The sequence below is a fragment of the Achromobacter ruhlandii genome (genome assembly GCF_002082135.1).
Lineage (GTDB): Bacteria > Pseudomonadota > Gammaproteobacteria > Burkholderiales > Burkholderiaceae_B > Achromobacter > Achromobacter ruhlandii.
The window spans coordinates 4,977,097-5,001,755 of sequence record NZ_CP017433.1 but is presented as its reverse complement, the minus strand read 5'-3'; the positions used below and the strand labels follow the sequence as shown (position 1 = coordinate 5,001,755).

Here is a 24,659-nt window from a genome sequence, read left to right as displayed (position 1 = left end):
GTCGGCGACGGGCGCCCCGGGACCCGGTCGGCGGCGGTCGCCTCAGAAGCCGGTGGGCGGCACGTGCACCCGGCCTTCCATCAGCACGCGCGCGCTGCGGCTCATGATGGCCTTGGTGACGGTCCATTCGCCGTCGATCAGCTGGGCCTGGGCGCCGACGCGCAGCGTGCCCGAGGGGTGGCCGAAGTTGACCTGGTCGCGCTGGCCGCCGCCGGCCGCCAGGTTGACCAGCGTGCCCGGCACGGCCGCGGCGGTGGCGATGGCGACCGAGGCGGTGCCCATCATGGCGTGGTGCAGCTTGCCCATGGACAGGGCGCGCACCAGCACGTCGATGTCGCCGGCGCCGATCTGCTTGCCGCTGGAGGATGTGTAGGCCTTGGGACGGGCCACGAAGGCCACCTTGGGCGTGTGCTGGCGCGCGGCGGCTTCTTCCAGTTTCTGGATCAGGCCCATGCGCAGCGCGCCGTGGGCGCGGATGGTCTCGAAGCGCGCCAGCGCGGCGGCGTCGCCGTTGATGTCGTCCTGCAGCTCGGTGCCGGTGTAGCCCAGCGCCTCGGCGTCCAGGAAGATGGTGGGGATGCCGGAGTTGATCATGGTGGCCTTGAAGGTGCCGATGCCGGGCACTTCCAGGTCGTCCACCAGGTTGCCGGTGGGGAACATCGAGCCGCCGTCGCCTTCCTCGGCCGGGTTCATGAATTCCAGCTGCAGTTCGGCGGCCGGGAAGGTCACGCCGTCCAGCTCGAAGTCGCCGGTTTCCTGCACCGCGCCGTCGGTGATCGGCACGTGGGCGATGATGGTCTTCTGGATGTTGGCCTGCCAGATGCGCACCACGGCGATGCCGTTGCGCGGCACGCGGGCCGGGTCCACCAGGCCATTGGTGATGGCGAAGGGGCCGACGGCGGCCGACAGGTTGCCGCAGTTGCCGCTCCAGTCGACGAAGGCCTGGTCGATCGAGACCTGGCCGAACAGGTAGTCGACGTCATGTTCGGGGCGGCTGCTCTTGCCGATGATGACGGTCTTGCTGGTGCTGGAGGTGGCCGCGCCCATGCCGTCGATCTGCTTGCCATAGGGGTCGGGGCTGCCAATCACGCGCATCAGCAGCGCGTCGCGGGCCGGGCCCGGCACGCGGGCGGATTCGGGCAGGTCGTCGAGCTTGAAGAACACGCCTTTGCTGGTGCCGCCGCGCATGTAGGTGGCGGGAATCTTGATCTGGGGGGCATGGGCCATGGGGCAGTCCTGATGTCTTGGGTGGGGAAGGCGGGCGCCGCGGCGCCCGCCATGCTGTAGGGTGTCAGCTGGCCTTCTTGGCCGAACCGGCGGCCGATTCGGCTTCCAGGAAGTCCTGCGCGAAGCGTTGCAGCACGCCGCCGGCTTCGTAGATGGACACTTCCTCGGCGGTGTCGAGGCGACAGGTCATCGGCACTTCCAGGGTCTCGCCGTCGCGGCGGTGGATCACCAGCGTCAGGTCGGCGCGCGGCTTGCGCTCGCCCACCACGTCGTAGGTCTCGGTGCCGTCCAGGCCCAGCGTCTTGCGGTTCACGCCGGGCTTGAATTCCAGCGGCAGCACGCCCATGCCGATGAGGTTGGTGCGGTGGATGCGCTCGAAGCCTTCGGCGGCAATGGCCTCGACGCCGGCCAGGCGCACGCCCTTGGCGGCCCAGTCGCGCGACGAGCCCTGGCCGTAGTCGGCGCCGGCCACGATGATCAGCGGCTGCTTGCGGTCCATGTAGGTCTCGATGGCTTCCCACATGCGCATCTCCTTGCCTTCCGGTTCGACGCGGGCCAGCGAGCCCTGCTTGACCGTGCCGTCGGCGTTCCTGACCATCTCGTTGAACAGCTTGGGATTGGCGAAGGTGGCGCGCTGCGCGGTCAGGTGGTCGCCGCGGTGGGTGGCGTAGGAGTTGAAGTCCTCTTCCGGCAGGCCCATCTTGTGCAGGTACTCGCCGGCGGCGCTGTCCATCAGGATGGCGTTGGACGGCGACAGGTGGTCGGTGGTGATGTTGTCGCCCAGCACGGCCAGCGGTCGCATGCCGCGCAGCGTGCGCTCGCCGGCCAGCGCGCCTTCCCAGTACGGCGGACGGCGGATGTAGGTGCTCTGCGGGCGCCACGCGTACAGCGGCTCGACCGCGGCGTCGCGTTCGTTGCGCAGGCCGAACATGGGCGCGTAGACCTTGCGGAACTGTTCCGGCTTGACGGCGGCCTTGACCATGGCGTCGATCTCTTCGTCGCTCGGCCAGATGTCCTTCAGGCGGATCTCGCGGCCGCTGGCGTCGGTGCCAAGCACGTCGCGTTCGATGTCGAAGCGGATGGTGCCGGCGATGGCGTAGGCCACCACCAGCGGCGGCGAGGCCAGGAAGGCCTGCTTGGCGTAGGGGTGGATGCGGCCGTCGAAATTGCGGTTGCCGGACAGCACGGCGGTGGCGTACAGATCGCGGTCGATGATCTCCTGCTGGATCACGGGATCGAGCGCGCCCGACATGCCGTTGCAGGTGGTACAGGCAAACGCCACGACGCCGAAGCCGAGTTTCTCCAGGTCTTCGGTCAGGCCGGCTTCGTCCAGGTACAGGGCCACGGCCTTGGAGCCGGGCGCCAGCGAGCTCTTGACCCACGGCTTGCGCGTCAGGCCGGCGCGGTTGGCGTTGCGCGCCAGCAGGCCGGCGGCGATGACGTTGCGCGGATTGCTGGTGTTGGTGCAGCTGGTGATGGCGGCGATGATGACGGCGCCGTCGGGCATCAGGCCCGGCTGGTTCTCGACCGTGCCGGCGATGCCGCGTTCGGCCAGGTCGGCCACCGGCAGGCGGCGGTGCGGGTTGGACGGGCCGGCCAGGGTGCGCACCACGGTCGACAGGTCAAAGCGCAGCACGCGCTCGTATTCGGCGGTCTTGAGGCTGTCGGCCCACAGGCCGGCGGTCTTGGCGTAGGTTTCCACCAGCGCGATCTGCTCGTCCTCGCGGCCGGTCAGGCGCAGGTAGTCGATGGTCTGCTGGTCGATGGCGAACATCGCGGCGGTGGCGCCGTACTCGGGCGCCATGTTCGAGATGGTGGCGCGGTCGCCCAGCGTCAGGCTGGCGGCGCCTTCGCCGTGGAACTCCAGGTAGGCGCCCACGACTTTTTCCTTGCGCAGGAATTCGGTCAGCGTCAGCACCACGTCGGTGGCGGTGATGCCGGGGCCGGCGCGGCCGGTCAGTTCGACGCCGATGATGTCGGGCAGGCGCATCCACGAGGCGCGGCCCAGCATCACGTTCTCGGCTTCCAGGCCGCCCACGCCGATGGCGATGACGCCCAGCGCGTCCACGTGGGGGGTGTGGCTGTCGGTGCCGACCAGCGTGTCGGGGAAGGCCACGCCATCCTGCGTGTAGATCACCGGCGACATCCGCTCCAGGTTGATCTGGTGCATGATGCCGTTGCCCGGGGGCACTACTTCGATGTTGCGGAAGGCCTGCTTGGTCCAGTCGATGAAGTGGAAGCGGTCTTCGTTGCGGCGGTCTTCCACCGCGCGGTTCTTGGCGAAGGCGTCGGGGTCGTTGCCGCCGTATTCCACGGCCAGCGAGTGGTCGACGATCAACTGCACCGGCACCACCGGGTTGACCTTGGCGGGGTCGCCGCCCTTCTCGGCGATGGCGTCGCGCAGGCCGGCCAGGTCGACCAGCGCGGTCTGGCCGAGGATGTCATGACAGACCACGCGCGCCGGATACCACGGGAAGTCCAGGTCGCGGCGGCGTTCGATCAGTTGCTTGAGCGCGTCGGTCAGCATTGCCGGATCGCAGCGGCGCACCAGGTTCTCGGCGTGCACGCGCGAGGTGTAGGGCAGGCGGTCGTAGGCGCCGGGGGCGATGGCGTCCACGGCGGCGCGCGCGTCGAAATAGTCCAGGCGGGTGCCTTGCAGGGGCTTGCGATAGGATTTGTTCATGCCTCGGTGCGCTTCAGGTTGCCCTGAGCGATCTGTTTTTCAATGTTGAGACGGGATGCGCGGATGTGGCGGCGCATCAGGAGTTCAGCCAGCTCGCCATCGCGGTCGGCGATGGCGTCGAGAATGCGGTGATGCTCGGCATACGACTGCCGCGGGCGGTTGGGAGTGGTCGAGTACTGGATACGGTACATCCGCGCCAGTTGGTAGAGCTCGTCGCACAGCATGCGGAACAGCATCTGGTTGCCGCTGCCTTTGACGATACGGTAGTGGAAATCGTAGTCGCCCTCCTGCTGGTAATAGCCGGTGCCGGCCTGGAAGGCCTCGTCCTTTTCGTGGGCGTGCAGCACCTGGCGCACCTGCTCGACTTCGGCCGGCGCCATGCGCTCGGCCGCCAGGCGGCAGGCCATGCCTTCGAGCGATTCGCGGATTTCGTAGAGTTCGGCCAGTTCCTGCGGGCTGAGCGAGACCACGCGGGCGCCGGCGTGCGGCACGCGCACCAGCAGCCGTTGGCCTTCGAGCCGGTGCAGGGCCTCGCGCAGCGGGCCGCGGCTGACGCCGTGGATGCGCGCCAGTTCCGGTTCGGAGATCTTGCTGCCGGGGGCGATTTCGCCCTTGACGATGGCGGACTGGATCTTGCGGAAGATGTGTTCCGCCAGGGTCTCGCTATCGCCGGAGGCGGCGCCGGGAAGCGTCAGCACTTTGCTCATTGTGTCAACAATCTGATGATTTTTCCGGTGAAAAACCGATTCAAATCGCGCTTTGGCGATTGATTGTCAACAATTTACCTTCCGTCTGATCCTGGCGCAAGCGTCACTGCCTGGCTTTGCGTGACAAAGGTAATGTTATTACATATCATTTGCGTTGACCCGCGCTGCGCGCGGTCGGTTTTCCCTTTGCCCATTGCCGGAGTCCGCATGAAAGTCCTTTCCTCCCTCAAAGACGCCAAGACCCGCCACCGCGACTGCCAGGTGGTCAAGCGCCGCGGACGCATCTATGTGATCTGCAAATCCAATCCGCGCTTCAAGGCGCGCCAGGGCTGGGCCAAGCACAAATAGGCGCGCGCCTTCATCCGATGACCCGGAGCAATGAGCGTGATCCCTGACACCTACGCGCAATGGCATCGCTGCATCACGGTCGACTGCGGCATTGCGCTGACCCCGACCTTCATCGCGCAGCGCCTGGCGGCGATGGCGGACCCGAAGACCGAAGAGAATCTGCGCTTTCGCCGCCTTTACGGCGACGCGCATTGGCAGCGCGTGCAACGCTGGTTCAGGCTGGCGAACGATCCGGCGGCCGCGTTGGGCGTGGCCGCCGGCCAGGGCGCTCAGGGACCGGTGTCGGGATAGTTCGGGCCGGCGTCGCGGAAGCCGCCGCTGCTGTAGGGGTTGGCCGCGCCCGGGTGCGGCGGGCCGCCGGGGCCCAGGGAGGAACAGCCGCCCAGTATCAGCAAGGCGGCCAGCAAGGCGAATGCGCGAGTGGCGGTGGTACGCATGGTGATCTCCGGCGGCTGCCCCTCGGCGGCCGCATGCAGCATATGGGTATGAATCGAGTTTACGCCTGACGCGGCCCGGCGGCATCCTCCACCGGGCGGGTCGGTATCAGTGCCGCGGCACGATGCCCTGGGCGGCCATCAGGGTCAGGTTGCCGCCCAGGCGGGGATCGTCGAAGGGGCCGGCGGCATGCAGGGCGGCGAAGGCCGGCGTGTCGGGTGCGTGCAGGCGGTAGAACTCGATCCAGCCGCTGAAGCCATGCGGTTGGCGGTCCTGTTGCGCCACGCCGGCCCGTTGGGCGAACCAGGCGCTGTCGCGGTAGCCGTCGGCCACGCGCCGCGCCAGCCGGCCCAGCACGCCTTCGCGGTACGCATACCAGTCCTGGCCGCTTTCATTGGCGAGCTGCGCCATCATCACCAGCGGCGCGGCGGCGTAGTCGTGATAGTGCAGCGCGCGGGCGCCGCGCGCCATTTCCATGGGCAGGCTGCCGTCGGCCTGGATGTCATCGACGCCTTTGCGGTAGATCGCCTGCGCGCTGTGGCGCAGGCCGGCGTCGTTGTTGGCGATGGCGGTGGCCAGGATGCCGACGCCGGTCCAGTAGTAGTGGTTGTTACGTTTGTGCCGGGGGTCGTCCCAGTAAGCGAGGTTGGCGCGCGACAGCTGTTCGAGCCAGGGCCCGATGATGCCGCGTTGCGCCGGCGTGGCCAGCGGCAGCGTCTTCAGATAGGCCAGCGCGGCGGCGCCGTGGGTCCATTGGCGCAGGTAGTCGGCCTGGTCGTTGTTGCCGTGGATCATGCGGCCGAGCATGGCACCGTCGCCGGCCCACGCCGCCAGCCAGGTCAGCGCGCAGCGGCCGGCGGCGGTATCGCCGTCGGCCAGGTAGGCGTCCGACAGGTCGGCGATGCGCCGGGCGTAGTCGTTCAGGGGCCGGGTCTGGGCCTGGTTGCGGGCCTGCAGCGCGGGGTCGATCTTCGAGTGGGCGGCGTCGGTGTAGTAGCCGGTGCCTTCCAGATCGCGCGGGCCGGGCGGCGGCGTGTCGCACTGCCGCGGCGCGGCCAGCGCCTGGGCGCACAGCAGCATCAGCGGCAGGCAGGCGGCGTAGCGCCAGCGCGCGGCGGCGGGCAGGGCGCCGCCACGGAAGGGGGAGGAAAGAGAACGCATCGCGGGTGCCTTTCGCTGGTCGGCCGATTGCCGTTCACGCGTCTGCCGGGGGGGGCGGTGGCGACCGCCGGCCTGCCGGAGGGCGTGGTGTGGTGAATCGACCGCGCGCCGGGCGGAAAGTTGCAGGGCGCGCCGCGTGTCAGTCGGGCTTCAGGTGGACGTCAGGCGGGACGGCGCACGCGCGCCTGCTCGACGCACCACGCCAGCCGGGGATCGCCGGCGGCCATGATGTCGGCCTCCACGTCCAGGCGCAGGCGCGGCAGCAGCCGGCCCAGCAGTTGTTCGCAGTCGCGCCGCAGGTAGCTGGGTTCGCCGGTGAGGCGGCCGATGAGGCGCAGCAGGGCGGCCTCGCGCGCCAGCACCAGCAGCCGATAGCGGCCGCCGACGGCCGGGCGCAGCAGCCAGGCGCCGGTGGCGATGCGCAGCAACGGGTCGAGCGTGTCGGCCAGCTTGCCGAGCTCGGCGGGCGACAGGTCGTGCGGATGGTAGCCGTCCGCCGCGTCCGCGCGCGGGGGGGATTGCTGCAGGGCGTCGGCCCGGCGGCGGTAGTCCTCGGCCAGTGCATGGTCGCCCGCGCGCAGGGCCGCCAGGCTGAGCTGGCGCAGGCTGGGCAATTGTTCCGGGCCGGCGTGGTCCGCGACGCGAAGCCAGAGGTCCGCGGCTTCCCGTGGATGCCCCTCGCGCTGGCGGCAGCGCGCCAGTTGGGCCAGCAGGCCGGGATGGCCGGGCGCCAGCCGCAGGCCGTCTTCGGCCAGCAGGGCGGCGCCCGCGACGTCGTCGTCCAGGGTGCACCGCAACCAGGCGCAGCGCGCGGTCTCGTCGGCCGACAAGGCGCGGATGCGGCGTTTGCGCAGCAGGTCGTGGTACTGGGCGGTGAGCGCTTCCCGCTCCTGGCGGACCTGCGCGGCCTCGTCAGCCGATTGCGCCGCGCAGCACGCGTCGAGCCGGGCCGCCAGGGACGCGCGCTGGCCGGACAACCAGGCCTGCGCGGCGGTGGGGGCGGCGCGGCGCCACGGCAACGGCCGGGCCGGATCGGCCGCCAGCGCGGCCAGGCGATGCGCCAGTGACGGGTGTGTATCGCCGTCGCCGGTCGTGGCGCAGAGGGCGGCGTGCAGCCAGACGCGGGCTTCGGCTTCGTCGGCAGGCGCGGCCAGCGCGTCCCGCGCCGCCAACGCCGCGTAGGGCCGCGGCGGATCGCTGGCGGCGAGCAGCGCCGGCCAGGCGTCGCGCAACGCCCGCCATTGCAGCGCCATGGCCGACAGCGCCTCGGCCATGGCGGGCTGGCCGCAGACGCGCGCGGCTTCGGCATCGGCCTGGACTTCGCACTGCCGGGCGAAGTCCAGGCTGACCGCCAGGAAGCGCGGCGCGTACCAGGCCACGAACAGCCGCAGCGGCGCGCTGGACAGGCGCCGGCGCCGGTCCAGCCGGCGGGCGACTTCCTGCCATTGCAGACGCGCGAAATACACGCGGCTGGCGTAGCGGCCATGACGTTGCGCGATGTGGGCGTATTCATGTGCCAGGATGGCGCGGCAGGCCGATGGCGACAGCATGTCGAGCAGCGGCAGCCCCAGCCACAGGACGTTGCGGGTCTTGCCGCCCAGCCTGCGGTGTTGGCGGATGGCGGCGTTGAATTCGCCGTCGAGATAGATCGCATCCAGCGGCGGCGCGGCCATCGCGTCGCGGATGCCGTCGAGCGCTTCGAACAGGCCGGGCGCGTCGTCACGCCGCAGCGGCAGGCCTTCCTCGCGGGTGTCAGGGGCGGCGCTGAACGGCGTCCTGAGCATGATGACGCCGGACACGAGCGCGGGCAGCGTGAGCGCCACGCCCGCCAGGGCGGCCGCGCCCGGCAGCAGCGCCCAGGCCAGCAGCGGCAGCGCGCACAGCGCCGCGCCGCCGGCCAGCAGCACGCCGTCGCCCAAGGCCAGCCAGGCGCCGATGCGCCAGCGTTGCGGGTTTGCCCGTCTATTGTCCATGGGTGTCCGCGCGGGCGGGCTGGCGCCGCAATTGCGCATCGATAAATGCGATGATCGCCCGGGTCTGTTCGTTGTCGCTGCCGACATCGGTATTGATTTGTCCGTGATTGCGCGCCACCGGCAGCACCTGCGCCTGGCCGCCGTGCTCGATCAACCGCTGCGCATAGTCGCGCGAACGCTGGCACGACTGCGGCCGCAAGGACGAGCAGACCAGCAGCGTCGGCGGATTGGGGCCGCTCAGTTGCGCGGCGGGCGAGGCGGCGCGCCAATAGGCCGGATCGCTGCCGAATGCCTTGTCATAGAACGGCGCGTGCTCGGCGGCCATGATGCGCGGCAGGTCGAAGGGCGTGCCGTCCAGGATGATGTTGGCCAGCCAGGGCCGGGCGCCGGTGCGTTCGCGCAGCGGGGCGTCGGCCGCCAGCAGGGCCAGCAGATGGCCGCCCGAGGAGTGGCCCATGAGCAGGATGCGCGCCGGATCGGCCCGCCAGGCGGCGGCCAGGCGCTGGATCCAGGCGAGGGCCAGGCCCAGGTCCCCGGCCTGTTCCCGCGGCTCCGCGTCGGGCAGCAGGCGGGTATTGACGGAGACGACCACGAAGCCCAGCGGCAGCCAGCGCGCCAGCTTGTCCCGGATGAAATCGGGTTCTGCCTTGTCGCCCTGCAGCCAGGAGCCGCCATGCACCAGCACCAGGATCGGGGCAAGCGGCGCGCCGGGCGCGGCGGGCAGATAGACGTCGGCCAGTTGCGCGGCGTCCGGACCATAACGCTGGTCCGTGAGCGTGACGGCCGACGCCAAACCGGGCGGCAGGCAGAGCAGCGCAAGCAGGCAGAACAGGCGGAGGGCGGACATGGCGGTGGCGCGGGTGGTCGGGATGCCGGGTAATGTAGCCCGGCCGGCGCATGCGTGGGCGACGCGGAGCGGCTCTGTGGCATGCTGTGGGCTGCCCGCCGTCTCCCGACTATCACGCATGTCCAGATTCCTGTCGCGCCTGTGCGATTTCCTGTTGTTCTTCGCCACCGCGTCTTTGTTCGGCGCCTGCCTGACCGCCAAATTGCGCACGGGCAGCTATGGGTTGGAAATTCCCGAGGCGCCCTATATGTACGAGCGCGTCGATTTCTTCCTGCACGCGGCATTCGCTGGGCTGGCCGCGACGGCGGCCCTGGCGCTGGCGGAGCGATGGGCGCGCAGCCGTCTCCCGGCGCTTGGACGCGCCGGGCTAGTCGCGGTGGCCGCATTGCTCGCCATCTACCTCGGGCCGCCGGACCCACAGGTATTCGGCACCACCTGGGCGCGCTGGGAGGCGACCTTCGAGTTGTTCCTGGGCCAGTGGGATATCGCGCTGCCGTTGGCGCTGGCCGCCGCGGCCGTGCGCGGCGTCCTGCGCGGGGCGGCCGGATCGCAGCGCTAGCCGGGCAGCCGGCGATCCAGCTCCAGCACGGTCTGATACAGCACGCGGGTGCCGTCCAGCAACTGCGCCGGCTCGATCCACTCCTCGGGGCAGTGGCTGCGTCCGTTCAGGCAGGGGATGAAGATCATGCCGATGGGGCCGGTGGGCGCCATGTAGACGGCGTCGTGGCCGGCGCCGCTGGGCAGGCGCATGCTGGCGTAGCCGAGCTGGTCGGCGGCGGCCTGCACCGCGTCCATCACCAGCGGCATGCAGTCGGTGGGCTGGGCGCGGCTCAACTGGACGAAGCCGGCGGTCAGGCGCAGGGCCTTCAGGTCGGCGGCCACGCTGGCCATCAGGGTTTCGGGGAAGGCGTCCAGCACCGCGTTGCTGTCGCTGCGCATTTCCAGCGTCAGCTCGACGCGGCCGGGCACGGCGTTGGCGGCGTTGGGCGTCATGGCGAGCTTGCCGACGGTGGCGACCACGTAATGCGGGTTGCCGCTGGCGGCGCTGGCCTGGCGGCTGGCGGCGTCGATGATGCGGGCCGCGCCGACCAGCGCGTCGCGGCGGATGTCCATGGGCGTGGTGCCGGCGTGGTCGGGCTGGCCTTCGACCGTGATCAGCACGCGGCGGATGCCGACGATGTTGGTGACCACGCCGATGGGCAGCTGGCGGCTTTCCAGCACGGGGCCCTGCTCGATGTGCAGTTCGACGAAGGCGGCGGTGCCGTCCGGGCCGCGCAGGGGCCGGGTCAGCGCGCTGGGGTCGCCGCCGATGCGGGCGATGCCCTGCGCCAGCGTCTCGCCGTCGGCGTTGCGGGCTGCCAGCATGTCGGCGTTCAACTGGCCGCTCAGGGCGCGGCTGCCGACGCAGGAGATGCCGTAGTCGCTGGGTTCTTCCGACAGGAAGTCGATGACCTCGAACGGGTGTTCCAGTTCGATGCCGTGTTCCCGCATGGTGTGGGCGACCTCGATGCCGGCCAGCACGCCGATGATGCCGTCGAAGCGGCCGCCGCTCATCACGGTGTCGCAGTGCGAGCCGGTGGCAATGGGCTTGCGGTGCGCGTTGCGGCCGGCGCGCGTGCCGATGAGGTTGCCGCCGGCGTCCAGGCGGGTGGCCAGGCCGGCGGCCTCGAACTCGCCGCGCAGCCACTCGCGCGCTTGCAGGAACAGCGGCGAAAAGGCGCGGCGGGTCCAGGGTTGGTCGGGCAGGGTGTAGCGCGACAGGGTCTCGACGCGGGCCCAGAGGCGTTCGGCGTTCAACGGCGGAAAGGACATGGCCATGCCGTTCATGCCTTGCGCGGGCGCAGGAAGCGGCCGTCGCCCGGGTTGTTGACGATGCGGCGGCCATCATAGACCTGCTGGCCGCGGCACCAGGTGCCGGCCACGCGCACGGTGAACTCGCGGCCCTCGAACGAACTCCATTGCACCGCCGACAGGCTGGTGGACGGATCGTAGGCATGGCGTTCCGGCGTCAGGATGACGATGTCGGCGTCCTTGCCGACCTCCAGCGTGCCCTTGCGGTCGTCCAGCAGGAAGTGGCGCGCGGGGTTGTCGCACAGCTGGCGCACCACCATCGACGGCGAGATGCCGTGTTCCTCGCAACCGGTCCAGAAGGCCGGCAGCAGCGTTTCCAGGCCCGGGCCGCCGGACGAGTTCTTGAAGACGTTGGGGTTCTGCTTGCGCTCCAGGCCCCAGCTGACGTGATCCGACGACACGAAGGTGCATTCGTCGTTGGCGATGTGGGTCCACAGCAGGTCGACCTCGGCCTTGGGACGGATCGGCGGGTAGTGCTTGGTCTTGGCGCCGAAGCGGCGCGTGTGTTCCTCGTGATTCAGCATCAGGTACTGCACGCAGGTCTCGATGCTGGCGCGGTGGCCGTTGCGGCGGTACATGTTGCAGATCTCGAAACCGCGCGAGGTCGACACGTGCACCGCGTGGGCGCGGGCGCCGGTCTCGGCGCCGATCTCGTAGATCAGCGCGGTGGCCAGGTTCTCGATCAGCGGCGTGTGGGCGCGCATGAAGGCGTCCCAGCCGGTGTCGTCGGCCTCGATCAGGCGGGCGATGTTCTTGCGCGTCATTTCCTGCATCTGGTTGTGCACGCCGCACACCAGGCCGGACGGCGCGATCAGGCGGAAGGCCTCGTACAGGTCGTCTTCCTCGATGCGCGGGAAGCGCCCGGGCGTGGCTTCGAAGGTCGAGAACTTGAAGGCACAGACGCCGCCTTCGATCAGGCCGGCGGCGGCCGCCAGGCCGTGTTCCTTGTTCAGGGTGCCGAACAGCCCCACGTCGACGTGGCAGTCGCGCTCGACCTCGGCGATCTTGGCGTCCAGGTGCGGGCGCGAGGCGACCGGCTCGGGATCGTCGTAGGGCATGTCGACCATGACCGTGACGCCGCCGGCGGCGGCCGCGCGCGAGGCCCAGCCCAGGCCTTCCTGGTTGGCCTGGCTGCCGGAGTGCACCTGGCCGTCGACCACACCGGGAATGATCCACTGCCCGCTGGCGTCGACGCTGTCGCGCGCCGCGGGGGCCGCGCCGATGCCGCGCGCGGCGATCCTGCCGTCCCGCACGGCCAGCCAGCCGTTTTCCACGATGCCGTGCGGATCGACGATATTGCCGCGCACCACCCAATCGAAATCGCTCATGACCCCTTCCATCCAATGAAGAACTGTAGGGCAGTGTAGTAAGCGCGATTCAAAACGTCTTATGCTTATATGTGCATGGGAATTAACATCAGGTTAAGCATATGAAATTGAATCTGCGCCAGATCGAGGTCTTCCGCGCCATCATGTTGAGCGGCTCGATCAGCGGCGCTTCCAAGCTGCTGTTCGTGTCGCAGCCGGCCGTCAGCCGGCTGATCGCCTACACCGAGCAGCGCCTGGGCCTGATGCTGTTCGAGCGCATCAAGGGGCGGCTCTACCCCACGCCGGAGGCGCGTCGGCTGTTCGTCGAAGTGACCGCGCTTTACCAGAACGTGCAGCGCGTCAACGAGGTGGCCGACAACCTGGCCGAGAACCGCGAGGGCCAATTGCGCCTGGCCTGTAGCCCGAGCCTGGGCCAGTCGCTGCTGCCGCGCGCCATCGCCCGTTTTCGCCAACTGCATCCGGAAATCCGCATCGTGCTGCAGACGCAGATTCCGGCGGCGATGGAACAGTCGCTGCTGACCCAGCAGGTCGAGCTGGGCGTGGCCTACATGCCCGTGAACCATCCCAGCCTGGCGACCCGGCCGCTGTACGAGAACCGCATCGTCGCGGTGCTGCCCGCCGGCCATCCGCTGGCAGGACGCCGCCAGGTCACCGCCGCCGAACTGGCGCGCGAGCCGCTGATCGGCTACAGCGCCGACATTCCCTTCGGCATGCTGGTGCACAAGCTGTTCGGCGCCGAGGACGCGCAGCCCGAGCCGCGCATCGAGGTGCAGCAGGCGCACGTGGCCTGTGCCCTGGTGCAGGCCGGCGCCGGCGTGGCGCTGGCGGACGAGATCACCGTGGCCGGGCCGATCTGGTCGGATGTGGTGACGGTGCCGATCGCCGACACGGTCAACGCGCCGGTCAACGTGTTCCACCTGCAATTGCAGCCGCTGTCGCGGCTGGCGCAGGCCTTCATCGACGTGCTGGTGACGCTGGATCTGCCTGCCGGCGCCTGATCTTCCCCCTGCCGCCGCCTGGGGATATCCCTAGGTCTGTTCCGTCCCGGGATTGCCGCTCGCCCGGGGCGCGCCCCGCCATTAACCCAATGTTATGAACAAGGCATAAAAGGTAATACGACATTAAAGGGATTGGTTCCTATGATGCGCTCGTCTGTCCAGCGCGCACGCCGCTGGCGCGGCTAACGCAATCGGGAAAGGAAGGGCGCAGCAATGGGAAGAATCTTGACGATGCAGGACGTCGAGGCCGCGGTCAGGGGCGGTTCGGTGTTCGCCTGTGGCGGGGGCGGCTGGGCCGAGCATGGCCGCGAACTGGGATCGCTGGCCGTGACCATCGGCCGGCCCGAACTGGTGTCGATGGACGAAGTGCCCGATGACGCCTGGATTGCCACCGCCGCCGCCATCGGCGCGCCGGGCGGCCTGACCGACTGGCAGATGCTGGGCATCGACTACGTCAAGGCGGCCGAGCGCCTGCAGGACGCGCTGGGCGCGCGCCTGTATGGCCTCATCATCGGCCAGAACGGCATGTCCAGCACGCTCAACGGCTGGCTGCCGTCGGCGGTGCTGGGCACCAAGGTGGTGGACGCGGTGGGCGATATCCGCGCCCATCCCACCGGCGACATGGGCTCGCTGGGCCTGGCCGGCAGCCCCGAGCCGATGATCCAGTGCGCCGTGGGCGGCAACCGCGCCAACAACGCCTATATGGAACTGACGGTGTACGGCGCCACCGGCAAGGTCTCGCCGGTGCTGCGCCGCGCCGCCGACATGGCCGGCGGCTTCATCGCCAGTTGCCGCAACCCGATCCGCGCGTCCTACGTGCGGCGCCACGCCGCGCTGGGCGGCATCAGCCGCGCGCTGGCGCTGGGCGAAGCCATCCTGGCGGCGCAACCCAAGGGCGGCAGCGCCGTGATCGACGCCATCTGCAAGGCCACGCAGGGCGAGATCATCGGTTCCGGCAAGGTGGTGCGCAACACCCTCAAGTACACCGAGGAAGCCTTCGACATCGGCACGGTCGAGATCGGCGAGGGCGCGGGCAAGCGCGTCATCCACGTCATGAACGAACACATGGCCGTGACCGACGCGCAGGGCGTGCGCATCGCCTGCTATCCGGACGTGATCACCACGCTGGACGCCGACGGCAATCCGGTCAGCGCCGGCAAGCTGCGCGAGGGCCTGCAGGTGTCCATCCTGCACGTGTCCAAGCAGCACATCCCGCTGTCATCGAGTGTCACCGACGCGTCGGTCTACCCCATCGTCGAGAAGGCGCTGGGCATGGATTTCACCGGCTACGCGCTGGGTGGAGTCGGCAGAAAGGACATCGACCGCATCGACACGATGGCGACGCGGGTTTGAAAGGCAACACATAACAGCCCCGGACACGGGGCGAATCAACGGGAACGTCAATGAAGAACATCGCAATCAACCCGGGCGCGGGGATGGCGGGGGGCAATGCCGCCCACGCCGGCGCCGATGAACACAAGGGCGCCAAGAAGGCGGTCATCGCCGCCTCCATCGGCAACGCGCTGGAGTGGTACGACTTTTCGGTCTACGCGCTATTCGCGGTGTATATCGGGCAGAACTTCTTCCACAATGCCGATCCGACGGTGCAGCTGATGGCCTCGTTCCTGGCCTTCGGGCTGGGCTTCGTGGTGCGGCCGCTGGGCGCGCTGGTGCTGGGGGCCTATGGCGACCGCGCCGGCCGCAAGGCGGCGCTGACCATGACCATCATGTTGATGGCGGCGGGCACGCTGCTGATCGCCATCGCGCCGCCGTATGCCGCCATCGGCGTGGGCGCGCCGTTGCTGATCGTCTGCGGCCGCATGCTGCAGGGCTTCTCGGCCGGCGGCGAAGTGGGCGGCGCCACCGCCTTCCTGGTCGAGCACGCGCCGGCCGGCAAGCGTGGCCAGTATGCCTCGTGGCTGCAGGCCAGCATGGGTATCTCCAATCTGCTGGGCGCGCTGGTCGCCACGCTGGTGACCACGCTGCTGACCGAAGACCAGGTGGGCGAATGGGGCTGGCGCATTCCGTTCATCGTCGGCCTGTCGATCGCGCCGGTGGGGCTGTGGATGCGCCGCACGCTGGACGAGACGCCGCATTTCCGCGAGGAACAGCAGCGCCAGGCCGCCAGCGGCAAGCCCGTCAAGGCGCCGCTGTTGAGCGTGCTGCGCGATTATCCGCGCGAGCTGTTCACCGGCCTGTGCATGTCGGTGCTGTGGGCCATCGGGCCATATGCGCTGATCATCTTCATGCCGATCTACGTGCAAAAGAGCATGGGCTTCACCAGTTCGCAGGCGTTCCTGGGCGCGCTGATCGGCAACCTGTTCCTGATCGGCGGCTGCTTCTTCTCGGGCACCCTGTCCGACCGCTACGGCCGCCGCGCCGTGCTGCGCGCCTCGGCGCTGTTGCTGCTGATCGCGGTGTATCCGCTGATGATGTGGCTGCAGGCCAACCACACGCAGCTCGCGCTGATCGTGGTGCAATCGTCGTTCTGCCTGCTGGTGGCGCTGTACGTCGGCACCGCGCCGTCGGCGCTGTCGGAGGTGTTCCCGACGGCGGTGCGCTCGTCCGGCATGTCCCTGGCCTACAACACCGCCGTGACGGTGCTGGGCGGCTTCGCGCCGGCCATCCTGACCTGGATCACCTACACCACCGGCGTGGCCTTCGCGCCGGCGTTGTATGTGATGGGCGCCTGCGTGGTGGCGCTGGTGGCCTTGACCGTGCTGCCGCAGAAGCGCCACGTCTGAGGCCGACGCGCGGGGCGCGGCCGTGGATGGCGCGGCCGCGTGCCGCCCAGGGCGTTTTGGGGCTGGCTGCCGCCTTCGCCGTGTGGGTCGCTGACAGTGCGCTTTCCGGTGAAACACTGTGTTGCGCCGTGGGCGCCCGCGGCGCGGCCGGCCGGCGTTTGCTTGCGGGCGATTTGCGCTACATTTGCCCGACGCCCCGCGGGCGCCGCAAGACGGCGCCGCGATCGCGGCGTCTCATCGGCCCTTCATCGACACCCGGATCTCCAGGAGCTCCCCCGCATGTCCTCCCTCGACGCGTTCGCCATCACCCGGAAATGGCCGGCCCAGCATCCCGACCGCATCCAGTTGTATTCGCTGCCCACGCCCAACGGCGTCAAGGTGTCGATCCTGCTGGAAGAGCTGGGCCTGCCCTATGAGCCGCATCGGGTCAGTTTCGACTCGCAGGACCAGTTCTCGCCGGAATTCCTGTCGCTCAGCCCGAACAACAAGATCCCGGCCATCCTCGACCCCAACGGCCCGGACGGCAAGCCGCTGGCGCTGTTCGAGTCCGGCGCTATCCTGGTGTACCTGGCCAGCAAGACCGGCCAGTTCATCCCGGCCGACACCGCCGGCCGCTACGAGACCCTGCAATGGGTAATGTTCCAGATGGGCGGCATCGGCCCGATGTTCGGCCAGTTGGGCTTCTTCCACAAGTTCGCCGGCAAGGACTACGAGGACAAGCGTCCGCGCGACCGCTACGTGGCTGAATCCAAGCGGCTGCTGGGCGTGCTGGACAAGCGCCTGGAAGGGCGCGACTGGGTCATGGGCGAGCAATACACCATTGCCGACATCGCCATCCTGCCGTGGGTGCGCAACCTGGTCGGTTTCTATGGCGCGGGCGAGCTGGTCGAGTTCTCGCAATTCAAGAACGTCGCGCGCGTGCTGGAGGCCTTCGTGGCGCGTCCGGCGGTGGTCAAGGGCCTGACGATCCCGGGCTGAGGGCGGTCATTGGAGCGGGTCGGCGCGGCCGCCAGGGTCCGCCGCTCCCGCCCAAAATCTGACCGTTTTCCGATTCTTTCCCTGTTAATGAGTCGGAGGACGCGCCGTGGTTTGCGCCCCGTCAAACAACCCCGATCCTTTCATGCTTTTCGGTAATATGGTTATTACCGAAAGGCGTAAGCTGCCTCCATAAGCTGGACGACGCAGTACGAACCCCCGACGTGCGCGCTGCCCGGCACGCAACGGAGGGTCAGAATGAAGCATTTCGGGATCAAGGCGGTGGCGCTGGTGGCGCTGCTGGGAATAGGCGGCGGCATCGGCGGCGCCCACCTGTTGACCGCCATCCGCAAGACGGACGCCACCGCCGCCGTCGATCCGCAGGATCGCCGGCTGGCCGAAGCCGGCGCCTACCTCGCGCGCACCGCCGACTGTGTCGCCTGTCACAGCGTGCCGGGCGACAAGCCCTTCGCCGGCGGCCTGGCGATGCAGACGCCGGTCGGCACTATCTACTCTTCCAATATCACGCCCGACAAGGCCAGCGGCATCGGCGCCTATAGCTACGCCGATTTCAAGAACGCGGTGCAGTACGGCATCCGCAAGGACGGCGCGGCGCTCTATCCGGCCATGCCGTATCCGTCGTACGCCATCATGCCCGACCGCGACATCCAGGCGCTCTATGCCTACTTCATGTCGCAGGTCGAACCCGTGGACAAACCCAGCGCCGACTCCACCATCCCGTGGCCCCTGAACATGCGCTGGCCCATGGCCTGGTGGCAACTGCTGTTCGCCGGCAAGCGCGACTTCGCCGCGCCAGCGGGCGCCGACGAGCAGGTCAGGCGCGGCGCCTACCTGGTGGAAGGCCCGGGCCACTGCGGCGCCTGCCACACGCCGCGCGGCCTGGCCTACCAGGAAAAGGCGCTGTCCATGGCGGATGGCGACGCCTTCCTGTCGGGCGCCGTGATCGACGGCTGGCGCGCCAAGAGCCTGCGCGGCGAGGCCCGCGGCCTGGCCTCCTGGAGCGCGGCCGACATCGCCCTGTTCCTGAAGACCGGCCGCACCGACCGGGTGGCGGTGTTCGGCGCCATGGCCGACGTGGTCGAGCACAGCACGCGCTATTTCACCGACGACGACCTGGCCAGTATCGCCGCTTACCTGAAGCAGCTGCCGCCGGTGCCCGGCAAGGCGCCGGCCTTCCCGGCCAAGGCGGATGTCACCACGGCGTCGCTGCTGGCCGGCCGCTACGACTCGCGCGGCGCGGTGATCTACATGGAGCATTGCGTCATCTGCCACCGCGCCGATGGCCAGGGCATGCCGCGCATCTTCCCGGCGCTGGCGGGCAACTCCGCGATCTTCGCGCAGAACCCGCAGTCCATCATCCAGATCACGCTGGAAGGCGGCAAGATGCCCGCCAACGACCATGACGCCATGGCCTTCGCGATGCCGCGCTTCAACCACCTGAGCGACCAGGACATCACCGACGTCATCAATTTCATCCGCACGGCCTGGACCAACCAGGCGCCGCCGATCGCCAGCGACGAGGTCGCGCACATCCGTGGTTTCCTGGCCAGCAAGAAGCCGAACATCGTGTCGGGAGGCAAGCATGAATAAGCTCTACAAGATCGCCGCCGCGGCGGCGCTGCTGGCCGGGGGCGGCCTGGCCGCGCTGGCGGCGCCGCCGACGCCGGCCGGCGAAACCAGAACCTTCGCCGTGCTCGACAAAGACGGCAAGCGGCTGGCCGACTACACCATTCCGTCCGACACCCTGATCGACAAGGCGCCCAACGCCGAGCAGATCCGCTACGGCCAGCGCCTGCTCAACGAGACCCGCCGGCTGCTGCCGGATAACACCGGCGCCAGCCTCAATTGCAGCAGCTGCCATGTTCAGCAGGGCAAGAAGCCGCTGGGCGCGCCCTACATCAATTCGGTCAATTCGTTCCCGCAGTTCAATCCGCGCGCGGGCCGCGAAGTGACGCTGGCGGACCGCATCAACGGCTGTTTCCAACGCTCGATGAACGGCAAGCCGCTGGACAAGGAGTCGCCGGAAATGCTGGCGATGCTGGCCTACATGAAGTGGCTGGCGCAGGACGTGCCGCACGGCGCCCAGGTGCAGATCAAGAATGCCTGGCCCATCGACGCCAAGCTGGTGCCCGACGCGGCGCGCGGCAAGACCCTGTACGCGGCGCAATGCGCCGCCTGCCACGGCGCCAATGGCGAAGGCAAGCGCGACGGCGCCGGCAATATCGTGTTCCCGCCGTTGTGGGGCGAGGAGTCGTTCAACATCGGCGCCGGACTGGCCCGCACCTACAAGGCGGCGGCCTTCATCCGCAACAGCATGCCGATGGGCGTGAACACTCATGGCAACTGGGGCGAGGGCAAGGTGCTGTCGGACCAGGACGCGGTCGACGTGGCCGAGTACTTCACCCACATGCCGCGGCCGGACTTCCCGCCCAAGGACAAGGACTGGCCGGACGGCAAGAAGCCCAAGGACGCGCGCTATTGAGCAACCGAGCCGGGCGCACGGGCCTATCCCGTCCGGGGCGGCCCGGATCCGGGCCGGGTGATGGCGCGCTCCACACCCTACAATCGGCGAGTCTTCCCTCGTGATCGTCCCGGGCCCGCCATGGAACTGCGCCAGCTTCGTTATTTCGTTCGCGTCGTCGAAGCCGGCAGCATCGGCCGCGCGGCCATGTCGCTGGGCATGGTGACGTCGGCGCTCAGCCAGCAGATCAGCCGGCTCGAAGGCGAGCTGGCCACCCGGCTGCTGCAACGCAGCGCCAGCGGCGTGGTGCCCACCGATGCCGGGCTGGCGTTTTTCCGCCAGGCCCAGCTGGCGTTGCGCCATGCCGACGACGCCGTCCATGCCGCGCAGCAGGCGCGCCTGGCCGGCCACGTCAGCGTCGGCCTGTCGTCCACGACCGCCTCCATCCTGGGGGCGCCGTTCGTGCAGGCCATGAACGCGCGCTATCCGGACATCCGCCTGCACCTGGTCGAGGCGTTGTCGGGCCACCTGGCCGAAATGCTCAACGGCCGCCAGCTCGACCTGGCCATCGTGTTCCATGCCGAAGCGGCGCGCCGCTGGAGCGTGACGCCGTTGCTGGACGAGCCCCTGTACCTGTGCGCCGGGCGCGGCATGACGGGCCTGCCCGCCGGCCCCGCCACCCGCCTGGAGGAGATCGCGGGCCTGCCGCTGGTGCTGCCCAGCGGCCGCCACGGGCTGCGCGCCCTGGTCAGCCGGGGATTCCAGCAGCGCGGGTTGACGCCCCGCGTGGTGGCCGAAGTCGATGGCCTGGCGTTGTTGATGGAGGTGGTGCAACTGGGCTACGCCGCCACCATCCAGCCCAGTTCCGCCACCGCCCGCATCGCGCCGGGGCAGTTGGCCATGGCACGGATCGACGACGCCGACCTGTTCCGGCCCAACCTGCTGGCCAGCCTGTCGGACGACGAATTGTCGCCGGCGGCGCTGGCCGCGAGGTTGGTGCTGGCCGACGTCTCGCGCACCCTGGCGCGCGACGGCAAATGGGCGGTGACCGCGCTGCATGCGTCGTGAGCGGGCGGCGCTTTCCGCCCATGCGCGATGCCACGCACCGGCGCAATACCGGCCTTCACGAATCATGAAGACCCGTTGACGGCGCGCTGATATCGCGGCGCGCGGCGCCGGCCTACAGTCCGTTCCTTGATCCGGGAACGATGACATGGTCGATGTATTGGTGATAGGCGGAGGCAACGCGGCGCTGTGCGCGGCCCTGATGGCGCGCGAGGCGGGCGCCAGCGTGTTGCTGCTGGAAGCCGCGCCGCGCGAATGGCGCGGCGGCAATTCGCAGCACACGCGCAACCTGCGCTGCATGCACGACGCGCCGCAGGACGTGCTGGTGGACGCCTATCCGGAAGAGGAATACTGGCAGGACCTGCTCAAGGTCACCGGCGGCCAGACCGACGAGAAACTGGCGCGGCTGGTGATCCGCGAATCCGCCACCTGTCGCGACTGGATGCGGCGCCATGGCGTCAATTTCCAGCCGCCGCTGTCGGGCGCGCTGCACGTGGCCCGCACCAATGCCTTCTTCATGGGCGGCGGCAAGGCGCTGGTCAATGCCTATTACCGCAGCGCCGAGGCCCTGGGCGTGCGCATCCGCTACGACGCGCCGGTGGACGCGCTGGAACTGCGGGACGGCCGCTTCAAGGCCGCCCGCATCGGCGCCGAGCGCATCGAGGCGCGCGCCTGCGTGCTGGCGGCGGGCGGTTTCGAGTCCAACCGCGACTGGCTGCGCGAGGCCTGGGGCCAGAACGAGCGCGGCGAATGGCCGGCCGACAACTTCCTCATCCGCGGCACCCGCTACAACCAGGGCGTGCTGCTCAAGTTCATGCTGGACGCGGGCGCCGACCGCATCGGCGATCCGTCGCAGTCGCATTGCGTGGCCATCGACGCGCGCGCGCCGCTGTACGACGGCGGCATCTGCACCCGCATCGACTGCGTCTCGCTGGGCGTGGTGGTCAACCGCGACGCGCAACGCTTCTACGACGAGGGCGAGGATTTCTGGCCCAAGCGCTACGCCATCTGGGGCCGCCTGACGGCCATGCAGCCGGGGCAGATCGCCTACTCGATCATCGACGCCAAGGCCGTGGGCCGTTTCATGCCGCCGGTGTTCCCCGGCGTCACCGCCGATTCCGTGCCGGAGCTGGGGCGGCGGCTGGGACTGGACCCGGCGGCGTTCGAGCACACCATCCGCGCATACAACCAGGCCTGCAGGGCCGGCACCTTCGACCACACGACGCTGGACGACTGCCGTACCGAGGGCCTGGTGCCCGCCAAGACCCACTGGGCCCGGCCCATCGACACCGCGCCGTTCCACGGCTACGCGCTGCGGCCCGGCATCACCTTCACCTATCTGGGCCTGAAGGTGGACGAGACCGCCGCGGTCCGTTTCAACGGCGTGCCCAGCGACAACCTGTTCGCGGCCGGCGAGATGATGGCGGGCAACGTGCTGGGCAAGGGTTACACGGCGGGCGTCGGCATGTCCATCGGCACCGTGTTCGGCCGGATTGCCGGCACGCGCGCCGCGGCCGCCGCGCGCCAATCGCATCACGCAGGAGCACAGCATGCGGCAGCTTGAAACCCTGGCCCGCGAGGCCCAATCGTTCCCGCAGGCCGCGCCGGCAATGGTCGAACAGCCGGTGCGCTGGCATGGCCGTGGCGCCGCGCTCAGCACCGACGAAGCCGAAGTGGCGCGCGTCATGCAGATCTGCAATGCCTGCCGCTATTGCGAAGGCTTTTGCGCCGTCTTCCCGGCCATGACCCGGCGGCTGGAATTCGGCAAGGCCGACCTGAACTACCTGGCCAACCTGTGCCACAACTGCGGCGCCTGTCTGCACGCCTGTCAGTACGCGCCGCCGCACGAGTTCGCGGTGAACGTGCCGCGGGCCATGGCCAAGGTGCGGCTGCAGACCTACACCGAGTACGCGTTTCCGGCCGTGCTGGGCAAACTGTACCGGCGCAACGGGCTGGCGCTGTCGCTGGCCACGGCGGCGGGACTGGCATTGTTTCTGGCCTTGACGGTGATGCTGACGGGCGGGCTGTTCCACGCGCCCATGGCGGGCAATTTCTATGCGGTGTTCCCGCACAACACGCTGGCGCTGATGTTCGGCGCGGTGTTCGGCTTCGCCATGCTGGCGCTGGCCATCGGCGCGGCGCGCTTCTGGCGCGACGTCAGCCCGGGCGCGGCCAGCGGCGCGGCGGTGGCCGAGGCCGCGCACGATGCGCTGCGCCTGCGCTACCTGGACGGCGGCCACGGCAAGGGCTGCAACAACGCCGATGACGCCTTCACCCTGTGGCGCCGGCGCTTCCACCATTTCACGTTCTACGGCTTCATGCTGTGCTTTGCCGCGACCTGCGTGGCCACGCTGTATCACTACCTGCTGGGGCAGCAGGCGCCGTATCCGTTCTGGAGCGCGCCGGTGCTGCTGGGCACGGCGGGCGGCATCGGCCTGTTGATCGGGCCGGCAGGCCTGCTGTGGCTGAACCTGAAGCGCCATCCGCTGCAGGGCGACGCGGCGCAGAAGCCGATGGACCGGGGTTTCATCGCCTTGCTGCTGCTGACCAGCGCCACCGGCCTGGCGCTGCTGGCCGGCCGCGATACCGGCGCCATGGCCCTGCTGCTGGCAGTGCACCTGGGCGTGGTGATGGCGCTGTTCCTGACCTTGCCCTACGGCAAGTTCGCCCATGGCATCTATCGCTCGGCCGCGCTGTTGAAGTGGTCGATCGAGAAGCGGCAGCCCGACAAGCTGCAGTTAGGCGCCGATTGAGCCGTGGAGCGGCCGTCCGCCGGCCGCTCCGCGCATGACGGCGTCCTCGAAGACGCCGCGATCCCAATATTCCCCAGGAGACTTGCATGATCCCTCATCGCCTTGCCCGCGCGGCATTCGCCGCCGCCTGTCTGCTGCCGGCGCTGCCGGCCGCGCACGCGCAGACCTTTCCCGCCAAGCCCATCACGCTGGTCGTGCCGCATTCGGCCGGCGGCACCTCCGACATCCTGGCCCGCACGGTGGCGGCCGAGGCGGCGAAGACGCTGGGGCAGACCATCGTGATCGACAACAAGGGCGGCGCCAACGGCACCATCGCCGCCAAGCAGGTGGCATCGGCCGCGCCCGACGGCTATACGCTGCTGCTGGCGACCGCCAGCACGCACGGCATCAACCCGTCGCTGTATTCGCGCATCTCGTATGACGCGGTCAAGGATTTCGCGCCGGTCACGCTGCTGGCCACCGTGCCCAACGTGCTGGTGGTCGGTCCCAACGTGAAGGCCGCGACCGTGTCCGAGCTGATCGCCTACGTCAAGGCGCAGGGCGATCGCAGCAACATGGGTTCTGCCGGGGCGGGCACGCCGGGCCACCTGGCCGGCGAGATGTTCAAACGGGCCGCCGGCCTGCAGTTCACGCATGTGCCGTACAAGGGCGGCAGTCCGGCCATCACCGACCTGATCGGCGGTCAGATCGACTTCATGTTCACCACCATTCCGGGCGTGCTGCCGCACGTCAAGGCGGGCACGCTGCGCGCGCTGGCGGTGACCTCGCCGCAGCGCTCGCCGGCATTGCCCGAGATTCCGACCATGGCGGAGTCGGGCCTGGCGGGGTTCCAGGCGCTGTCCTGGCACGGCGTGGTGGCGCCGGCGGGCACGCCGGACGCCGTCGTGGCGCGTTTGAACGAAGCCTTGGGCGGGGCCTTGGCCGCGCCGACGGTCCGGCAGCGCCTGATGGAAGAGGGGGCGCAGGCATCGACCCTGCATACGGCCGCATTCGGCGCGTTCATCGACCGGGAGATCGCGGCCTGGGCTCAGGCCGTGAAGGATTCCGGCGCCACCGCGAACTGAGCGCGTTGCGCGGCGGCG

22 protein-coding genes are annotated in these 24,659 nt (G+C 69.4%); 13 read left to right on the top strand and 9 right to left on the bottom strand.

Going from position 1 to position 24,659, the window contains the following annotated elements; genetic code table 11:
* Window positions 1–42: 42 nt before the first annotated feature.
* The 3 genes from prpF to AruCF_RS22620 all read right to left on the bottom strand — a co-directional run bounded on the left by prpF (window position 43) and on the right by AruCF_RS22620 (window position 4,617).
* A complete protein-coding gene (prpF, locus tag AruCF_RS22630; RefSeq protein ID WP_049076332.1) occupies window positions 43–1,227 on the bottom strand; it encodes a 2-methylaconitate cis-trans isomerase PrpF in 1,185 nt (394 codons plus the stop codon).
* A gap of 64 nt (window positions 1,228–1,291) precedes the next feature.
* A complete protein-coding gene (gene acnD, locus AruCF_RS22625; RefSeq protein WP_049076330.1) occupies window positions 1,292–3,910 on the bottom strand; it encodes a Fe/S-dependent 2-methylisocitrate dehydratase AcnD in 2,619 nt (872 codons plus the stop codon).
* Window positions 3,907–4,617 carry a GntR family transcriptional regulator gene (locus AruCF_RS22620; protein ID WP_049076328.1) on the bottom strand — a complete coding sequence of 237 codons (711 nt, stop codon included), beginning with the start codon at window positions 4,615–4,617 and terminating at the stop codon, window positions 3,907–3,909. Before AruCF_RS22620 ends, acnD begins: the two co-directional genes overlap by 4 nt.
* A 207-nt stretch (window positions 4,618–4,824) precedes the next feature.
* Between AruCF_RS22620 and ykgO the strand changes: the two genes are divergently transcribed.
* Both ykgO and AruCF_RS22610 read left to right on the top strand, forming a co-directional pair.
* Window positions 4,825–4,965 carry a type B 50S ribosomal protein L36 gene (gene ykgO, locus AruCF_RS22615; RefSeq protein WP_049076326.1) on the top strand — a complete coding sequence of 47 codons (141 nt, stop codon included), beginning with the start codon at window positions 4,825–4,827 and terminating at the stop codon, window positions 4,963–4,965.
* Between the two features lie 30 nt (window positions 4,966–4,995).
* On the top strand, window positions 4,996–5,256 hold the full coding sequence (locus AruCF_RS22610) for a hypothetical protein (RefSeq protein WP_231891502.1): 261 nt from the start codon (window positions 4,996–4,998) through the stop codon (window positions 5,254–5,256).
* Here AruCF_RS22610 and AruCF_RS22605 read toward each other — a convergent pair.
* From AruCF_RS22605 to AruCF_RS22590, 4 genes are all read right to left on the bottom strand, one after another.
* Window positions 5,235–5,402: a hypothetical protein gene (locus AruCF_RS22605; RefSeq protein ID WP_100505612.1), complete on the bottom strand. Its 168-nt coding sequence runs from the start codon at window positions 5,400–5,402 to the stop codon at window positions 5,235–5,237. The genes AruCF_RS22610 and AruCF_RS22605 overlap by 22 nt on opposite strands.
* A 106-nt stretch (window positions 5,403–5,508) precedes the next feature.
* Window positions 5,509–6,561, bottom strand: coding sequence for an alginate lyase family protein (locus tag AruCF_RS22600; protein WP_080977495.1), 1,053 nt, complete (start codon window positions 6,559–6,561; stop codon window positions 5,509–5,511).
* A 161-nt stretch (window positions 6,562–6,722) separates the two neighbouring features.
* Window positions 6,723–8,534 (bottom strand): M48 family metallopeptidase, encoded by a 1,812-nt coding sequence (locus AruCF_RS22595; protein WP_049076321.1) that lies wholly within the window; start codon window positions 8,532–8,534, stop codon window positions 6,723–6,725.
* Entirely contained in the window at window positions 8,524–9,381 is an 858-nt protein-coding gene (locus tag AruCF_RS22590; RefSeq protein WP_049076319.1) for an alpha/beta hydrolase, read from the bottom strand. The genes AruCF_RS22595 and AruCF_RS22590 overlap by 11 nt, the downstream gene beginning before the upstream one ends.
* Before the next feature lie 118 nt (window positions 9,382–9,499).
* Between AruCF_RS22590 and AruCF_RS22585 the strand changes: the two genes are divergently transcribed.
* Window positions 9,500–9,940 (top strand): hypothetical protein, encoded by a 441-nt coding sequence (locus tag AruCF_RS22585; protein ID WP_049076318.1) that lies wholly within the window; start codon window positions 9,500–9,502, stop codon window positions 9,938–9,940.
* Here AruCF_RS22585 and ertE read toward each other — a convergent pair.
* Both ertE and ertD read right to left on the bottom strand, forming a co-directional pair.
* The gene (ertE, locus tag AruCF_RS22580) at window positions 9,937–11,199 is read right to left on the bottom strand and encodes an N-carbamyl-l-glutamate amidohydrolase ErtE (protein ID WP_049076316.1); all 1,263 of its coding nucleotides are present in this window, start codon (window positions 11,197–11,199) and stop codon (window positions 9,937–9,939) included. The genes AruCF_RS22585 and ertE overlap by 4 nt on opposite strands.
* A gap of 5 nt (window positions 11,200–11,204) precedes the next feature.
* Window positions 11,205–12,560 carry a hydantoin-5-propionate amidohydrolase gene (gene ertD, locus AruCF_RS22575; protein WP_049076315.1) on the bottom strand — a complete coding sequence of 452 codons (1,356 nt, stop codon included), beginning with the start codon at window positions 12,558–12,560 and terminating at the stop codon, window positions 11,205–11,207.
* A 101-nt stretch (window positions 12,561–12,661) separates the two neighbouring features.
* Between ertD and AruCF_RS22570 the strand changes: the two genes are divergently transcribed.
* From AruCF_RS22570 to AruCF_RS22525, 10 genes are all read left to right on the top strand, one after another.
* Window positions 12,662–13,558 (top strand): LysR family transcriptional regulator, encoded by an 897-nt coding sequence (locus AruCF_RS22570; RefSeq protein ID WP_049076313.1) that lies wholly within the window; start codon window positions 12,662–12,664, stop codon window positions 13,556–13,558.
* Window positions 13,559–13,771: 213 nt separating this feature from the next.
* Entirely contained in the window at window positions 13,772–14,911 is a 1,140-nt protein-coding gene (gene ertC / locus AruCF_RS22565; RefSeq protein WP_049076311.1) for a thiohydantoin desulfurase, read from the top strand.
* Window positions 14,912–14,961: 50 nt separating this feature from the next.
* A complete protein-coding gene (locus AruCF_RS22560) occupies window positions 14,962–16,302 on the top strand; it encodes an MFS transporter (protein ID WP_080977494.1) in 1,341 nt (446 codons plus the stop codon).
* 279 nt (window positions 16,303–16,581) lie between these two features.
* The gene (locus tag AruCF_RS22555) at window positions 16,582–17,280 is read left to right on the top strand and encodes a glutathione S-transferase N-terminal domain-containing protein (protein ID WP_049076309.1); all 699 of its coding nucleotides are present in this window, start codon (window positions 16,582–16,584) and stop codon (window positions 17,278–17,280) included.
* Between the two features lie 255 nt (window positions 17,281–17,535).
* Entirely contained in the window at window positions 17,536–18,888 is a 1,353-nt protein-coding gene (locus AruCF_RS22550; RefSeq protein ID WP_049076306.1) for a c-type cytochrome, read from the top strand.
* A complete protein-coding gene (locus AruCF_RS22545) occupies window positions 18,881–19,780 on the top strand; it encodes a c-type cytochrome (protein WP_049076305.1) in 900 nt (299 codons plus the stop codon). Before AruCF_RS22550 ends, AruCF_RS22545 begins: the two co-directional genes overlap by 8 nt.
* A gap of 120 nt (window positions 19,781–19,900) precedes the next feature.
* A complete protein-coding gene (locus tag AruCF_RS22540; protein WP_083036886.1) occupies window positions 19,901–20,827 on the top strand; it encodes a LysR family transcriptional regulator in 927 nt (308 codons plus the stop codon).
* 145 nt (window positions 20,828–20,972) lie between these two features.
* Window positions 20,973–22,388 carry an FAD-dependent tricarballylate dehydrogenase TcuA gene (tcuA, locus tag AruCF_RS22535; RefSeq protein WP_049076301.1) on the top strand — a complete coding sequence of 472 codons (1,416 nt, stop codon included), beginning with the start codon at window positions 20,973–20,975 and terminating at the stop codon, window positions 22,386–22,388.
* Entirely contained in the window at window positions 22,375–23,577 is a 1,203-nt protein-coding gene (gene tcuB, locus AruCF_RS22530; protein ID WP_049078120.1) for a tricarballylate utilization 4Fe-4S protein TcuB, read from the top strand. The genes tcuA and tcuB overlap by 14 nt, the downstream gene beginning before the upstream one ends.
* Before the next feature lie 86 nt (window positions 23,578–23,663).
* Window positions 23,664–24,641, top strand: coding sequence for a Bug family tripartite tricarboxylate transporter substrate binding protein (locus AruCF_RS22525; protein WP_049076300.1), 978 nt, complete (start codon window positions 23,664–23,666; stop codon window positions 24,639–24,641).
* The last annotated feature ends 18 nt before the right edge of the window (window positions 24,642–24,659 follow it).